Source organism: Micromonospora sp. NPDC049051 (assembly GCF_043197575.1).
Taxonomy (GTDB): Bacteria; Actinomycetota; Actinomycetes; order Mycobacteriales; family Micromonosporaceae; genus Micromonospora.
Window position 1 is genome coordinate 111,422 of the sequence record NZ_JBICTL010000009.1, and the last position, 15,465, is coordinate 126,886.

Consider the following 15,465-nt stretch of genomic DNA (forward strand, 5'->3'; position numbering starts at 1 on the left):
TCATCGCCGCCGGTCACCGCGCGACCGGGGCGGCCCAGGGAGCTGGGGATACGCCTGCGGCCGGTGAGATCCGCGCGGACGTTTCCGACATGCCCGGCAGGGGTTCGCCGATCGTCCACTGTTGATGACTGCGGGTGTCCCGAGGTGGCACGCGGGCGGCCGGAGGGCGTCTGACCACCGGCCCCGGTCGCCCGGGGCCGGTGCCCACGTCAGCAGTTCGTGTAGCTGCCCCTGCTACCCCACGAGCAGGAGTCGATCAGGGTGCCGGACGAGTTGCGCAGGTACGCCTTGTCGCCGGTGTTGTTCCAGATGTAGGCGCGCGAGCCCCAGTAACGGTGGGTCGAGCTGTTGGTGCCCCGTCCGGTGTGGATCACCACGCTGGCGCCCGGGCGCAGCTTGAAGTCGCCCGAGAACTTGTAGACGTGGTTGGACTTGTCGCGCAGCGTCCAGCTCTTCAGGTTCAGGGTGGTCGAGCGCCGGTTGGTCAGCCGGACGTACTCGGCGTTGAGGCTGGAGTTCGAGCGGTTGTCGGCCCCCGGCGAGTTGTAGTAGACCTTGGTGATCTGGATGGCCGGGGTGGCCGCCTGGGCCGGGCCTGCGGTGGTCAGCGAGACGCCCACCGTGACGGCGAACGCCACCGCGAGACCGATCAGCCTTCTTCTCATGCGATTCCCCCACAGGGACAGCCGGCCCGCAGGCCGGCGGATGAGCCGTTGCGCCGTGCCCCACGCACGGCTGGCCGAGGTTATCGACGCCGGAAGGCGATTGTGGACAGTGAAACGACCGCGCCGGGCGATTGCGGCTGGCCGGTTGATCAGCTCCCGCCCGACGGGACGTACGCCGGTCGTCCGACGGGACGCGGGGATGACCGGGCGGTGAGCCGCCGGACACCGACCGTCCCGTCACCGGCCGGCGTTCGGTGCCGGATAGCAGCCGACGCGACGCTCATCCCGGCACTTCGCGCGGCTCCGGCGCGACGGTCAGCGCCGTGACGGCCGCCGCGTCCCAGGCACCGGCGACGCCGGGGCGCGCCAGCAGGTAGGCGACGATCCGGTCGCTGTCCCAGCCGTGCGACTCGCGCAGGCCCCGGGCGATCATGCCGAGGTAGGCCGGGGCGGGCGCGCGCCACGGCACCTCGGACGCCGCCCACGGGGCGGTGAAGGTCAGGAGTGGGAGCCCGTCGAGCCGGCCGGGGCAGAGCAGCGTCTCGTAGCGGCCGGGTCCGAGGGTGGCCCGCCCCGTGGCCACGGCCTCGGCGATCAGGTCGACGTCGGCGCCGGGCTCCCGGTACATCTCCTGGGCGGCCACGTCGGCGAACTGCCCGACGTCGAGCAGGTAGGCCCGGGCCGCCGCCTCGCCCGGCAGCGCCGGGTCGTAGAACGCCATCCCGCCGGTCCAGGCCCGGGACTCGCCGGCGAAGTAGACCCCGCCGGGCAGCGCCACCGGGACCGTACGCCTCGGGGGTCGCGGGTCCCGGCAGCCCGGGTACGTCCGGCGCCCGCCGGGCGGGCAGCCCCCGGCCAGGTAGAAACCCAGCCGGGCGGCGTGCATGTTCGACCCGTACGCGACGTACCAGACCTCGCCCATCGCGGCCCGCCCCGCCCGCGCCTCAGAACGGGCAGGTGATGCCGGCGGCGTGGCTGGCCTGCACCAGGTGCGTGACGCATCCGCTCCCGGTGACCTGGTGCAGCAGGAAGCCGGTCGGCTCGGCGACCCAGCCGATCTGCTCGTCGGCGCTGGTGGTGAGCGAACTCTGCCGCCAGGTGCTCGGCGCGGTGGTGAGCACCGTGCCGGCGAAGGTCACCGTGACCGGGCGGTGGACGTGCCCGGCGATCACCCGGACGACGTGCGGGTGCCGGCGGACCACCTCGGCCAGCGCGTCGCCGTCGGTCAGCCCGATGCCGTCGAGGAACGGGATGCCGACCGGCGCCGGCGGGTGGTGCAGGCAGACCACGGCCGGCACCTCGGGGCGGCCGGCCAGCACCCCGTCCAGCCAGCCGAGCTGGTCCTCGCCGAGACAGCCGGCGCCGTCCCCGCCCGGCATCACCGAGTCCAGCACCACGACGGTGGCCTCCGGGTGGTCCACGTGGTAGTACGCCGAGAAGCCGCCGCCGAGCCACAGGGTGCCGCCGAACGCGTCCAGCAGCGACTCCCGGTCGTCGTGGTTGCCGGCGACCAGGTGCACCGGCAGCGGGAACCGGCCGATGATCTCGCGCAGCGTCGCGTACTCGTCGGGACGGCCACGATCGACCAGGTCGCCGGTGACGACCACGCAGTCGGGCCGGGGATTCAGCGCCAGCACCCGCCCGAGGGCGTGGTGCAGCCCGGCGGCCGGCTCGGCGGCGAGCGCGCCGGTGGTCAGGTGCGGATCACTGAGCTGGGCGATGAGCATCGGTGCCTCCACTCGACCGGGACCCTCACGCTATCGCCGCGAGCCCCGGCGTGCGGCCTGCCCGTGCCCACAGGCCCTGTCCACAGCCTGTGGATGGCACATGTGTACGAAGGCGTCCGAGCGATCTTGGCCACGGCGCTCCGGGCCCCCGCTGAGTACGCTTGATCCGGGCCCGCCCGCCGGTCGCAGCCCTCCCTACCTGGAACGACGTGCCGAGTGGATCACGAGCGAGTCATCCGTGACGTCACGGTCCGCCTCCCCATGGCGTCGACCGCCGTCGAGGCGTGCCGGTACGCGGTCACCGCGCTCGCCCGGCACGCGCCGGCCACCATCTCCGTCCTCCTGCACGTCCACGACCGGCTGCGCTGCGTCGCGGCCACCGGCTCCTGGCAGGTCTTCTCCACCGTGCCGCCGAAGACCGGGATCGTGGGCCGGGTGTACGCCTCCGGCGAGACCGCCGTCGTGCCCGACGTCACCGAGGACCCCGACTACATCCCGGTACGCCCCGACGTCACCGCCGAGGTGTGCGTACCGGTGCTGGACCCGGCGGGCCGGCCCCTCGGCGTGCTGGACCTGCAATGGAGCGGCCCGACCGACCTGGCCCCGTGGCGCGACACCGCCGAGCGGCTGGCGGCCCGGCTCGGCGCCCGCATCGTGGCGCTCGGCGGGCCACCGGCGGAGAGCCGCAGCGAGAAGCTCCTCCGGCACACCGCCGCGCTGACCGCCGCGTCGACGGAGTGGGACCTGTTCGCCGCCGCGATCGCCGCGGCCCGGGACGTCTCCACGCTCTCCGCGGCGGTGCTGCTGCTCGACGAACGCCGGACCCGCCGCGCCGGCGACCAGGCCGGTGCCGGCCCGGACGGGCCCCGGCTGGGCACCCCACCGGCCACCCCGTGCGAGTTGGAGGCCCGGATCCGGGCGGAGCTGACCGAGGCGGGCCCGGCCGCGCTGGACCGGCTGGTCGCCCGCGCGCACCGGCACGGCGTGGGCTACACGCTCGGCGAGGCGGGACACCCGCCCGTCCCCGACCACCTGCCGCTGACCCGGGCGGGGGTACGCACCCTGGTCGCGGTGCCCGTGGGCCAGCCCGACGACGGCGGGGTGCTGCTGGTCGCCGACGAACGGCTGCTGCGCCCCGACCCGACCACCGTCAACCTGTTGGAGCTGCTCGCCGGGCAGGCGTGGAGCTGCCTGGAACGGCTGCGTACCCTGGCCCGGCTGCGCGAGCAGGCCAACTCGGACCCGTTGACCGGGCTACGGCACACCGGGCCGTTCGGCCGGCGGATCGCGGTCGCCACCCCGGGGCGTACGGCCCTGCTGGCGATCGACGTGGACGGCTTCAAGGCCGTCAACGACACGTACGGCCACCAGGCCGGCGACCGGGTGCTCGTCCGGCTGGCCCGGGCCCTGGAGGCTGCGCTACGCCACGGCGACGAGCTCTACCGGATCGGCGGCGACGAGTTCGTGGCGGTGATCGAGGTGGCGCGCCCGGAGGAGGCGGTCCGGATCGCCGAGCGCCTGGCCGAGGCGGCGCGGCGGATCGGCCGCACGATCAGCGTCGGCGTGGCCCTGCCCCGCCCCGGCGAGTCCCCGGAGGCCACGCTGCGCCGCGCCGACCAGGCGCTCTACGCGGTGAAACACCACGGCCGCGACGGCGTCCGCCTGGCCCCCGCCTGACCCACCCGCGCCCCCACCCCGACCCGCGCCCCACCCGCCGACCCGCGTCGATCATGCAGTTGTGGTGCTCCGCGAAAGCCATGAAAGGGCAGTATTCGCCCACCACGAGTGCATGATCGACGCCGGAGAGGGGGCGGGGAGTGCGCGGAGAAGGGCCTGGGAGGGGTGGGGAGGGTGGGGAGGCGCGGATGGGGGTGGCCGGTGGGTCAGCGGGGGGTTAGTTCCTTGGCCAGGAGTTCGGCTATCTGGGCCGTGTTGAGGGCGGCGCCCTTGCGGAGGTTGTCGCCGGTGACGAAGAAGTCCAGGGCGCGGGGGTCGTCGACGGCGCGCCGGAGCCGGCCCACCCAGGACGGGTCGGTGCCGACCGCGTCGATGGGCATCGGGAACTCTCCCGCGGCGGGGTCGTCGACCAGGATCACCCCGGGCGCGTTCCGCAACACCTCGCGGGCGCCCTCGGCGTCGACCTCGGTGGCGAAGACGGCGTGCACCGCGACGGAGTGGCCGGTCACCACGGGCACCCGTACGCAGGTGGCGGAGACCTTGAGGTCGGGCAGCCCGAGGATCTTGCGCGACTCGTTGCGCAGTTTCATCTCCTCGGACGACCATCCCGCGTCGACCAGGGAGCCGGCCCAGGGCACCACGTTGAGCGCCAGCGGCGCGGGGAACGGGCCCACGTCGTCGCCGACCGCCTGGCGTACGTCGCCGGCGCGAGAGCCGAGCGCCCGGTCCCCGGAGATCTTGGTGAGCTGGGCGTGCAGGGCGTCCACGCCGCTCTGGCCCGCGCCGGAGGCCGCCTGGTAGGAGGCGAGCACGAGTTCGCGCAGCCCGTACTCGCGGTGCAGCGGGGCGATCGCGATGATCATCGCCAGGGTGGTGCAGTTGGCGTTGGCGATGATCCCCCTCGGCCGGTTGCGTACCTGCTCGGGGTTGATCTCCGGCACCACCAGCGGGACGTCGCGGTCCATCCGGAAGGCGCCGGAGTTGTCCACCGCGACGGCTCCACGCGCGACCGCGATCGGCGCCCACTGCGCGGAGACCTCGTCCGGGACGTCGAACATCGCCACGTCGACGCCGTCGAACGCCTCCGGGGTCAGCGCCTGGACGGTCAGCTCCTCACCCCGGCAGCGCAGCCGCCGCCCGACCGAGCGCTCGGAGGCGAGCAGCCGGATCTCGCCCCAGACGTTCTTGCGCCCGCTGAGCAGCTCGCACATCACCGTGCCGACAGCACCGGTCGCCCCGACCACGGCCAGGGTGGGCAGCGCCGACACGCTGGCTACCGTCCCGTCCCCGCGTAGACGACGGCCTCGGTGTCGCCACCGAGGTCGAATGCCTCGTGGATGGCGCGTACGGCGGCGTCCAGGTCGGTGTCGCGGCAGACCACGGAGACCCGGATCTCCGAGGTGGAGATCATCTCGATGTTGACCCCGGCCGCGCCGAGGGCGGCGAAGAAGCCGGCCGCGACGCCGGGGTGCGAGCGCATGCCGGCCCCGATCAGCGAGACCTTGCCGACGTGGTCGTCGTAGAGCAGGCCCTTGAACTTGACCGACTCCTGGATCTTGCTGAGGGCGGCCATGGCCGTCGGGCCGTCGGCCTTGGGCAGCGTGAAGGAGATGTCCGTACGGCCGGTGCCCTCGGTCGACACGTTCTGCACGATCATGTCGAGGTTGATCTCGGCGCCGGCCACGGTGTCGAAGATCCGCGCGGCGGCGCCCGGCTCGTCGGGCACCCCCACGATCGTGATCTTGGCTTCGCTGCGGTCGTGGGCGACCCCGGTGATCAGTGCTTGCTCCACAGGAAGGTCCTCCATCGATCCGGTGACCATGGTGCCGGTGTTGGTCGAGTATGACGAACGGACGTGGATCGGCAAGCCCGCCCGGCGGGCGTACTCCACGCTGCGCAGGTGCAGGATCTTGGCGCCGCAGGCGGCCAGCTCCAACATCTCCTCGTACGTGATCTGGGTGATGTGCCGCGCGTTCGGGACGATGCGCGGGTCGGCGCTGAAGACGCCGTCGACGTCGGTGTAGATCTCGCAGACGTCCGCCTGCAACGCGGCGGCGAGCGCCACGGCGGTGGTGTCGGAACCGCCCCGGCCCAGCGTGGTGACGTCCTTGGTGTCCTGCGACACGCCCTGGAAGCCGGCGACGATGACCACCGCGCCCTCGTCGAGCGCGCCCTTGAGCCGGCCCGGCGTGACGTCGATGATCCGCGCCCGGCCGTGCACCGACGTGGTGATCACGCCGGCCTGCGAGCCGGTGAACGAGCGGGCCTCGTACCCCAGGTTGTGGATGGCCATGGCGAGCAACGCCATGGAGATCCGCTCCCCGGCGGTGAGCAGCATGTCCAGTTCGCGACCCGGCGGCAGCGGGCTGACCTGGTTGGCCAGGTCGAGCAGCTCGTCGGTCGTGTCCCCCATGGCGGAGACCACGACGACGACGTCGTCGCCGGCCTTGCGGGCGGCGACGATGCGCTCGGCCACCCGCTTGATCCGCTCCGCGTTGCCGACGGAGGACCCGCCGTACTTCTGCACCACGAGTGCCACGACGGTGCACTCCCTCCCAGCGACGGTCCTGAGCGTGCCGACGCCGCCGACCCTTCAGCCGGCGGCGCGATGTCGGACGCACCCAGGGTATCGGTCGCCTGACCGGGCCTGGTCGGGTGATCCCACGATCCGGCGGGTCCGCCGGGGCCGGGGTGGTGCGCGACACGCCGGGACGCCGCGCCGGCAGGGCCCCCCGCGCGTCGTTCCCGGGCCGCAGAATGTGCCCGTGCACGCCCATCTCCGCCCGGCCGGGCCTTCCGCGAAGCCCCTGCGCGCGCTGGCGCGACGTCTCGCCGGCCCGCTCGCGCTCGCCCTGCCCGCGCTCCTCGTCGCCTGCGCCGCCGACGAGCCGGCCACCCGGCCCACGCCCACCTCGGCACCGGCGCCGGCGGGCCTGGACGCGGCGCGCGACGAACTGGCCGCGCTGGCGGCCGCCGCGCAGGACCGGCACCTGGTCGCGAGCTACACGCTGCGCGCCCCGGGAGCCCCGGACCGGACGATCCTGGTGACCAGCGCGAACGACGGCAGTTGGCGGGTCGACGTGCCGGGCGGCGCCCTCGGCGGGAGCGCCGACGTCTCGTTCGCCGCCACCGCCGACGGGCTGTTCCAGTGCGCGCTGCCGTCCGCCGCCCGACCCGAGCCGGCGGCCTGCGTACGCCTCGGCGACAAGGACGAGGCGGTGCCCCGCCGGCTCGATCCCCGGGTGCAGCACCCGTTCACCGACTGGCTGGCCGTGCTGACCGACCGGCGGGCCCCGCTCGCCGTGTCGCCCGCCCAGCCGCCGTCCGGCGCGTCCGGCGCCTGCTACTCCGTCGAGACCACCTCGGCGTCGATCAACGCGCCCCTCGACGTGGGGATCTACTGCTACGGCCCCGACGGCACCCCCACGGCGGTGCACGCCGCCTTCGGCACGCTCCTCCTCGTCGGTACGCCGGCCCCGGCCCCGGCCACCGTGCAGCTGGCCGGGCCGGTGGTCGACGCCGAGCCGCTCGGCACGGCGACGCCGGACCCGACCGGGGAACCGTCCGCGAGCCCGGGCGCGGGAACGTTCTGAGCGTCGGGCACGTTACGGGTGCTCTTCGCCACATTCGGACATCCCGACCTAAAGGACTGATTCGCCCTTACGGGACACTTGACGCATGGCCGACCTCACCCCGCTGCTCGCGTTCCGCTGGAGCCCCCGGTCCTTCGACCCGGTGGCGGAGCTGTCCGGCGAGGACGCGGCCGCGCTGCTGGAGGCGGCCCGCTGGGCGCCCTCGGCCGGCAACGGCCAACCGTGGCGGTTCGCGCTCGGGCACCGCAACGACGAGACGTTCAAGCGGATCCTGGTCAACCTGCCCGAAGCCGACCAGCGCTGGGCGCAGCGCGCCGCCGCCCTGCTGCTCGGCGCGCACCGCACCGGATCCGCCGGGCACGCGTACGACCTGGGCCAGGCCGTCGCCCACCTCACCGTGCAGGCCACGGCGCTCGGCCTGCACGTACGCCAGCTGCACGAACTCGACCACGCCGGCCTGACCGCCGACCTCGACCTGCCGGCGGACGTACGACCGCACGTGGTGGCGGCCGTCGGGCAGCTCGGCGACCCGCTCAGCCTCCCCGCCGACCTGCTGCGCTCCGAGACCGGCCTGCGCCGCCGGCTCCCCCTGGCCGACCTGCTGCTGACCGGCAGGTATGCGAAGTGCGTCTCATAGTCCGGACCTGCCTTCCCACACCCCATCCCGCCACGTAGGGTTACGTCGTCATGTGGCAGGCGTACCTCCTCCTTGGTCGCCGCGACGAGGCCTGAAGGCCGGCACCTCGTCGCGGAGTCGAACCGCGCCGTCCAGCACATCCGAACCTCCCATCGGCAACCGCCCGGGCACCGTCGCCCGGCACCCGGCCGAAACCTTCCGATTGCTGACGCCACATGTTCCGAGGAGCACTCCGTCATGGCTCGACCCGTCACCGACGCTGAGAACGATCCGATCGCCCGGCAGCGCCCCAGCCGGATGCCGTACCACCGCTACGAGCCCTTCCAGCAGCAGTTCCGCATCGACCTGCCCGACCGCACCTGGCCGACCCGGCACGTCGAGGCCGCGCCGCGCTGGTGCGCGGTGGACCTGCGCGACGGCAACCAGGCGCTGATCGACCCGATGTCGCCGGAGCGCAAGCGCCGGATGTTCCAGCTGCTCGTGCAGATGGGCTACAAGGAGATCGAGGTCGGCTTCCCCTCGGCGAGCCAGACGGACTACGACTTCGTACGGCAGCTCATCGAGCAGGACCTGATCCCCGAGGACGTCACGATCCAGGTGCTCACCCAGTGCCGGGAGCACCTGATCGACCGGACCTTCGAGTCGCTGCGCGGCGCCCGGCGGGCGATCGTGCACTTCTACAACTCGACCTCCACGCTCCAGCGGCGGGTGGTCTTCGGGCTGGACCGCGACGGCATCGCCGACATCGCCGCCCAGGGCGCGCGGCTCTGCCGCAAGTACGCGGAGATCCACACCCCGGACACGGACATCTACTACGAGTACTCGCCCGAGTCCTACACGGGCACGGAGCTGGACTACGCGCTGGAGGTCTGCACCAAAGTCATCGAGGTGATCGACCCGACGCCGGACCGCAAGCTGATCGTCAACCTGCCGGCCACGGTCGAGATGGCCATGCCGAACGTCTACGCCGACTCGATCGAGTGGATGAACCGGCACCTGCCCCGCCGCGACAGCCTGGTGCTGAGCCTGCACCCGCACAACGACCGGGGCACCGGCGTCGCCGCCGCCGAGCTGGGGCTGCTGGCCGGCGCGGACCGGGTCGAGGGCTGCCTGTTCGGCAACGGCGAGCGCACGGGCAACGTCGACCTGGTGACGCTGGGGCTGAACCTCTTCTCCCAGGGCGTCGACCCGATGATCGACTTCTCGAACATCGACGAGGTGAAGCGCGCCGTCGAGTACTGCAACCAGCTCCCGGTGCACGAGCGCCACCCGTACGCGGGCGACCTGGTCTACACCGCCTTCTCCGGCTCGCACCAGGACGCGATCAAGAAGGGCTTCGACGCCCTCGCCAGGGACGCGGCGGCGGCCGGGGTGCCGATCGACCAGCACACCTGGGCGGTGCCCTACCTGCCGATCGACCCGAAGGACCTGGGCCGCACCTACGAGGCCGTCATCCGGGTCAACTCGCAGTCCGGCAAGGGCGGCGTCGCGTACATCATGAAGAGCGAGCACCAGCTCGACCTGCCGCGCCGGCTCCAGATCGAGTTCTCCGGCGTGGTCCAGCAGGTCACCGACCACGACGGCGGCGAGGTCGACCCGGGCACGATGTGGGAGATCTTCGCCGGGCACTACCTGCTCGACCACCAGGCCGACCCGGCGCTCACCCTGGACGGGTACGCCATCGGCACCGCCGACGGCAAGGTCGAAATCGAGGCCCGCGTCGGCCAGGGCGGGCAGTCCCACACGCTGACCGCCGTCGGCAACGGCCCCATCGACGCGTACGTCAACGCGCTCGACTCGGTGGGCGTGGCGGTACGGGTGCTCGACTACCACGAGCACGCGCTCTCCTCCGGTGGGGACGCGCAGGCCGCCGCGTACGTGGAGTGCGAGGTCGACGGCCGGACGGTCTGGGGCGTCGGCACCGACGCCAACATCGTGACCGCCTCCGTGAAGGCCGTGACGAGCGCCGTCAACCGCGCCCGCGCCTGACCCGGCGAGGAAGGGCATCCTGCTGCGGCAGGGTGCCCTTCCTACCGCTTCGGCGGGCGGTGGATGAGCAGGGCGGCCATCGCCGCGCCGGCCAGCAGCAGGCCGGCGCACCAGAGCATCGCGCCCCGGTACGCGCCGGTCAGCTCGGCCGGCTGGGCGTAGCCGGAGCCGGAGAGCCCGACCAGCAGCGGGAGCGCGGCCACCGCCAGCAGGCCGCCCGCCCGGGACGCGGCGTTGTTGAAGCCGCTCGCCACGCCCGCGAACCGGTCGTCCACGGCGGCCAGCACGGACGCGGTCAGCGGCGCCACCACCAGCGTCAGCCCGAGCCCGAAGAGCACCACGCCGGGCAGCACGTCCCGCCAGTACGACGCGTCGGGGCCGACGCCACGCAGCAGCACCAGCCCGGCGGCGGCGACCACCGGCCCGACGGTCAGCGGCAGCCGCGGCCCGATCCGCGCCGACAGCGCGCCGGCGCGGGCCGAGCCGACCAGCAGCAGCACCGTCATCGGCAGCAGCGCGACCCCGGTGAGCAGCGCCGACCAGCCGACCACGTTCTGGAGGTAGACGGCGAGGAAGAAGGTGAAGCCGCCGAGCGCCGCGTAGACGAGCACGGTGAAGACGTTCAGCACCGAGAAGAGCCGGCTGCCGAACAGCCCGGTGGGCAGCATCGCGGCGTCTCCCCGGCGTCGCTCGACGAGCACGAAGGCCACCGCGCCGGCCACACCCGTCAGCGCGGCGGCCAGCACCGGCAGCGAGTCGAAGCCCCGGACGGGGGCGTCGATCAACGCGTACGTGACCCCGGCCAGGGCGAACGCGCCGAGCAGCGCGCCGGCCACGTCGAAGCGGCGGCGGCCCCGCCCCGACCCCCCGGTGCGGGACGCGGCCTCGTCCCGGCTCTCCGGCACCCAGCGCAGCGCCGCCAGCACGACGAGCACGGCCAGCGGCAGGTTGAGGAAGAAGATCCACCGCCAGGAGAGCGCGTCGATCAGCCAGCCGCCGAGGAACGGGCCGAGCGCGGTGGAGACGCCGGAGAGCCCCGACCAGGCGCCGATGGCCCGGCCCCGGTCGTCCGGATGGAAGCTGGCCTGGAGCACCGACAGCGAGCCGGGGGTGAGCAGCGCACCCCCGATGCCCTGGAGGATCCGGGCCGCGATCAGCCACTCGGTGCCCTGGGCCAACCCGCAGAGCAGCGACGCGATGGTGAACCAGACCGCCCCGAGCAGGAAGATCCGCCGCCGCCCGAAGCGGTCGCCGAGCGCCCCGCCGAGCAGGACGAAGGCGGCGAGCATCAGCAGGTAGCCGTTGACCGTCCACTGGAGACCGGCGACGGTGGCGCCGAGGTCCGCACCGAGGCGGGGCAGCGCGACGTTGACCACGGTGGTGTCCAGAAAGACCATGCCCGAGGCGAGGACGGCGGCGAGCAGGGTGCCCCGCCCCTTGGCGGTGCCCAGGCGGAGCGCGGGCGTGGTTGCGGTCATGGCGTCCAATCTGCCCGCCCGAAATGAGAGACGCCACGAATCGCCAAAACCAGGTCGGGGTACTGTGCGGGATCGCCGGAAGCCCGCAAGCTGGAGAGGTGTCCTCTGTGCGTACCAGATCAGGACCGCGCGCCGCGGTGACGGCCGCGCTCGCCGCGGCGTTGGCGCTCGGCGCGGCTGGTTGTGTCGCTGTCGACGAGCCGGACGTCGCGCCGAGCAGCGGCGGCGGCGGCAACGCGGCACAGAAGCTGAGCCAGCTTACGGTCGCCACCGCCGGGTCGATGAAGGGCTACAGCCGCAGCCGCTTCCCGCACTGGCGGAACACCGGCAAGAACTGCGACGTACGCGACAGCGTGTTGAAACGCGACGGGGAGGACATCCGGCTCTCCGGCTGCAACGTGGTCGGCGGCCACTGGGAGAGCGTGTACGACAACCGCGCCTTCACCGACCCGTCCGGCGTGGACATCGACCACACGGTGCCGTTGGCGAACGCGTGGCGTTCGGGTGCCGACGAGTGGGACGACGCGAAGCGCGGCGAGTTCGCCAACGATCTGGACCGGCCGCAGCTCATCGCGGTTTCCGCGTCCTCCAACCGGGCAAAGGGTGACCAGGACCCGTCCCAGTGGAAACCGGCGAACCGGTCGTACTGGTGCCAGTACGCCGAGAACTGGGTGACGGTCAAGCACCACTGGCGGCTCACGGTGACCAGTGCCGAGAAGGCCGCCCTGACCGACATGCTGGAGGGCTGCACATGGGCGAGCAAGCCGTGACCGGAGCCGGGGCGACCCCCGCCCCGGAACAGACGCCGGACGCCACCGGGGAGGACGCGGCGGCGGCCACCGGCGGCGCGCCGGCCGGACCGAGCACGGCCGGCATGGCGGCGGACGGCACGGCCGGCACTGCCGCCGGGGTGCCGGGGGCCGGGATGGCCGCCGACGCCGAGGGCACCTCGACCGCCGCGCAGGAGCGTACGGCCGACATCGTGCCGGGCCCGGGCGGGGTGATGACCGACGAGGTCGGCGTGGTGACCGGCGAGCTGACCCTGCGCACCGGGTACGCCGACGGCCAGGTCACGCTGACGGTGCAGTACAAGGACGCCGACGAGTGGTACGCGGTCACCGGCGGCAGGGTCGCGCTGGCCGACGCGGCCGGGCTGGACGCGGTGCACGGCATCGCGGTCGCGCTGCTGCACCGCCCCGAGGGCTGACCGCACCCGGCACTCACCGCCGGTGGCGAAGCGCGGAACCGCCGCGCCGGTCGACCTCGTCGACGACCGCCACGCCCGTCGAGGCCCCGCATCGGGAGGACCTCGGCGACGACCCGCCCGGACGCGGCCCCCTCGACGGAAGGCCGCGCCCGTGACGCGGATCAGACGTACGAGCCGGGCTCGCTGGGGGCGGAGACGGTGTGCGGCTCGTCGCCCTCGCCGAGCGGGCGGGTGAGCTGCACGCTGACCTCGTGCGGGCGCAGTTCCCCGCTGGCGATCCGCTCGGCGAAGTGGCAGGCGACCCGGCTGCCGCCGATCTCGCGCAGCGCGGGCCGCTCGTCGGCGCAGCGGGTCGGCTGCGCCCACGGGCAGCGGGTGTGGAACCGGCAGCCCGTCGGCGGGTTGGCGGGCGAGGGCAGGTCGCCGGCGAGCAGGATGCGCTCGCGGCGGTCCTCCACGTCCGGGTCCGGCACCGGGACCGCCGACATCAGCGCCCGCGTGTACGGATGCAGCGGCTCGGTGTAGAGCCGGTCGCTCGGCGCCTCCTCGACCAGTGCGCCCAGGTACATCACGCCGACGGTGTCGGAGATGTGCCGCACCACCGCGAGGTCGTGCGCGATCACCAGGTAGGTCAGGCCGAGGGTGTCCTGGAGATCGTCGAGCAGGTTCACCACCTGTGCCTGGATCGACACGTCGAGCGCGGAGACCGGTTCGTCGGCGACGATCAGGTCGGGCCCGAGCACCAGCGCCCGGGCGATGCCGATGCGCTGCCGCTGGCCGCCGGAGAACTCGTGCGGGTAGCGGGAGAGCGCCCAGCGGGGCAGCCCGACCTTGTCCAGGGTCTCGCCGATGATCCGGCGCCGCGCGTCCCGGTCGCCGCCGATGCCGTGGGCCTGTAGACCCTCGGTGAGGATCGACTCGACGTTCTGCCGGGGGTCCAGGCTCGACATCGGGTCCTGGAAGATCATCTGCATCCGGCGGCGCATGGACCGCAGTTTGCCCGCCGGCAGCTTCGTCAGCTCGACGCCGTCGAACCGGACCTCGCCGCCGGTGGGCGGGGTGAGCTGGAGCAGCGCCCGGCCCAGCGTCGACTTGCCGCAGCCGGACTCGCCGACCAGGCCGTACGTCTTGCCGCGCGGGATGCTCAGGTCGACCCCGTCGACGGCCTTCACGTGGCCGATCGTCCGGTCGAAGAGCACGCCCCGCCGGATCGGGAAGTGCACCTTCAGGTCGCGGACCTCGACGAGGATGTCGCTCTCGGTCACGGCTTCTCCTCCTCGCGCGGGGCGGGCACGGGGCCCGCGGTCGCCTCCGCCGCCGGGGCGTCGGCGACCGTGACGGCCGGGGCCTCGGTCGCCGGTGCGTCGGTCGCCGGTGCCGGGGTGGCGGCCGGGGCGTCGGTGGCGGTGACCGGGGCGGCCGGCTCCGCCGGGGTGGTGCCGGTGGCGGACCGCGGGGGCGCGGTGCCGGGCAGCGGAGCCGGGTTGACGCAACGGTAGCTGCGCCCGTCGTGGGCGTGCACCAGCGCGGGCGGCTCCCCCACACACTCGTCGAGCCGCCGCGCGCAGCGCGGCGCGAAGGCGCAGCCGTCCGGCCAGGGCAGCAGGTCGCGGACGGAGCCGGGGATTGGGTTCAGCCGCTCGCCGCGCCCGGCGTCCAGGCGCGGCACCGAACCGAGCAGCCCCACGGTGTACGGGTGCCGGGGCTCGCGGAACAGCGGGCGACGGCGGGCCGTCTCCACCACCCGGCCGCCGTAGAGCACGTTGATCGTGTCGCACATGCCGGCGACCACGCCCAGGTCGTGGGTGATCATCACCAGGGCGGTGCCGGAGTCCCGGACCAGCTCCTTGAGCAGCTCCAGGATCTGCGCCTGGATGGTGACGTCCAGCGCCGTGGTCGGCTCGTCGGCGATCAGCAGCCGGGGCTTGCAGGCCACGGCCATCGCGATCAGGGCGCGCTGGCGCATGCCGCCGGAAAGCTGGTGCGGGTACTCCTTCAGCCGCCGCTTCGGGTCCGGGATGCCGACCCGGTCGAGCAGCTGCGCCGCCTCCTTCTCGGCTACCGCGCCCTTCATCCCCCGGTGCCGGGTGAGCACCTCGGTGACCTGCAACCCGATCGGGATGACCGGGTTCAGCGACGAGAGCGGATCCTGGAAGATCATCGCGACGTCCCGGCCACGGATGTCCCGCCGGGACCGGTCGTCGAGCTGGAGCAGGTCCGTGCCGTCGAAGACCGCCTTGCCGCCGACGCGCAGGCCCGGCTGCTTCGGCAGCAGGCCCATGATCGCCAGCGAGGTGACGCTCTTGCCGCAGCCGGACTCGCCGACCAGGCCGACGATCTCGCCCGCGTCCACGGAGAAGGAGACCCCGTCGACGGCGTGCACGGCGCGCTGGCCGCGCCGGGCGAAGGTGACGGAGAGATCTTCGACATCAAGCAGAGCCATGACGGGCCCGCCTTTCGTTCGCTACTGCGGGGCTCGCAAGCTCACTCCT

14 protein-coding genes are annotated in these 15,465 nt (G+C 73.6%); 6 read left to right on the plus strand and 8 right to left on the minus strand.

What is annotated here, in order from left to right; all coding sequences use genetic code 11:
- Positions 1-209 precede the first annotated feature (209 nt).
- From ACGFIR_RS28585 to ACGFIR_RS28595, 3 genes are all read right to left on the minus strand, one after another.
- On the minus strand, positions 210-665 hold the full coding sequence (locus ACGFIR_RS28585; protein ID WP_392997903.1) for a lamin tail domain-containing protein: 456 nt from the start codon (positions 663-665) through the stop codon (positions 210-212).
- Between the two features lie 280 nt (positions 666-945).
- The gene (locus tag ACGFIR_RS28590) at positions 946-1,587 is read right to left on the minus strand and encodes a histone deacetylase (protein ID WP_393148295.1); all 642 of its coding nucleotides are present in this window, start codon (positions 1,585-1,587) and stop codon (positions 946-948) included.
- A gap of 22 nt (positions 1,588-1,609) precedes the next feature.
- The gene (locus tag ACGFIR_RS28595) at positions 1,610-2,392 is read right to left on the minus strand and encodes a phosphodiesterase (protein WP_392997901.1); all 783 of its coding nucleotides are present in this window, start codon (positions 2,390-2,392) and stop codon (positions 1,610-1,612) included.
- A 216-nt stretch (positions 2,393-2,608) separates the two neighbouring features.
- On the opposite strand from ACGFIR_RS28595, the gene ACGFIR_RS28600 reads away from it, so the two are divergent.
- On the plus strand, positions 2,609-4,069 hold the full coding sequence (locus ACGFIR_RS28600) for a diguanylate cyclase (protein ID WP_393148297.1): 1,461 nt from the start codon (positions 2,609-2,611) through the stop codon (positions 4,067-4,069).
- A 206-nt stretch (positions 4,070-4,275) separates the two neighbouring features.
- Here ACGFIR_RS28600 and ACGFIR_RS28605 read toward each other — a convergent pair whose 3' ends face one another.
- Both ACGFIR_RS28605 and ACGFIR_RS28610 read right to left on the minus strand, forming a co-directional pair.
- Positions 4,276-5,337: an aspartate-semialdehyde dehydrogenase gene (locus ACGFIR_RS28605; protein WP_392997899.1), complete on the minus strand. Its 1,062-nt coding sequence runs from the start codon at positions 5,335-5,337 to the stop codon at positions 4,276-4,278.
- A gap of 5 nt (positions 5,338-5,342) precedes the next feature.
- Positions 5,343-6,608, minus strand: coding sequence for an aspartate kinase (locus ACGFIR_RS28610; protein WP_392997898.1), 1,266 nt, complete (start codon positions 6,606-6,608; stop codon positions 5,343-5,345).
- Between the two features lie 226 nt (positions 6,609-6,834).
- On the opposite strand from ACGFIR_RS28610, the gene ACGFIR_RS28615 reads away from it, so the two are divergent.
- From ACGFIR_RS28615 to leuA, 3 genes are all read left to right on the plus strand, one after another.
- Positions 6,835-7,662: a hypothetical protein gene (locus ACGFIR_RS28615; RefSeq protein WP_393148299.1), complete on the plus strand. Its 828-nt coding sequence runs from the start codon at positions 6,835-6,837 to the stop codon at positions 7,660-7,662.
- A gap of 85 nt (positions 7,663-7,747) precedes the next feature.
- A complete protein-coding gene (locus ACGFIR_RS28620; protein ID WP_393148301.1) occupies positions 7,748-8,299 on the plus strand; it encodes a nitroreductase family protein in 552 nt (183 codons plus the stop codon).
- A 237-nt stretch (positions 8,300-8,536) separates the two neighbouring features.
- The gene (gene leuA / locus ACGFIR_RS28625; protein WP_393148303.1) at positions 8,537-10,288 is read left to right on the plus strand and encodes a 2-isopropylmalate synthase; all 1,752 of its coding nucleotides are present in this window, start codon (positions 8,537-8,539) and stop codon (positions 10,286-10,288) included.
- 41 nt (positions 10,289-10,329) lie between these two features.
- Here leuA and ACGFIR_RS28630 read toward each other — a convergent pair whose 3' ends face one another.
- The gene (locus tag ACGFIR_RS28630; RefSeq protein WP_393148305.1) at positions 10,330-11,766 is read right to left on the minus strand and encodes an MFS transporter; all 1,437 of its coding nucleotides are present in this window, start codon (positions 11,764-11,766) and stop codon (positions 10,330-10,332) included.
- Positions 11,767-11,873: 107 nt separating this feature from the next.
- Here ACGFIR_RS28630 and ACGFIR_RS28635 point away from each other — a divergent pair, with 107 nt between their 5' ends.
- Both ACGFIR_RS28635 and ACGFIR_RS28640 read left to right on the plus strand, forming a co-directional pair.
- Positions 11,874-12,536 carry an HNH endonuclease family protein gene (locus ACGFIR_RS28635; protein ID WP_393148307.1) on the plus strand — a complete coding sequence of 221 codons (663 nt, stop codon included), beginning with the start codon at positions 11,874-11,876 and terminating at the stop codon, positions 12,534-12,536.
- Positions 12,518-12,973 (plus strand): hypothetical protein, encoded by a 456-nt coding sequence (locus tag ACGFIR_RS28640; RefSeq protein WP_392997892.1) that lies wholly within the window; start codon positions 12,518-12,520, stop codon positions 12,971-12,973. The genes ACGFIR_RS28635 and ACGFIR_RS28640 overlap by 19 nt, the downstream gene beginning before the upstream one ends.
- Before the next feature lie 161 nt (positions 12,974-13,134).
- Here the strand turns inward: ACGFIR_RS28640 and ACGFIR_RS28645 are convergent, their stop codons facing one another.
- Positions 13,135-14,238, minus strand: coding sequence for an ABC transporter ATP-binding protein (locus tag ACGFIR_RS28645; RefSeq protein WP_392997891.1), 1,104 nt, complete (start codon positions 14,236-14,238; stop codon positions 13,135-13,137).
- Positions 14,235-15,416: an ABC transporter ATP-binding protein gene (locus ACGFIR_RS28650; RefSeq protein WP_393148309.1), complete on the minus strand. Its 1,182-nt coding sequence runs from the start codon at positions 15,414-15,416 to the stop codon at positions 14,235-14,237. The genes ACGFIR_RS28645 and ACGFIR_RS28650 overlap by 4 nt, the downstream gene beginning before the upstream one ends.
- Positions 15,417-15,465 lie beyond the last annotated feature (49 nt).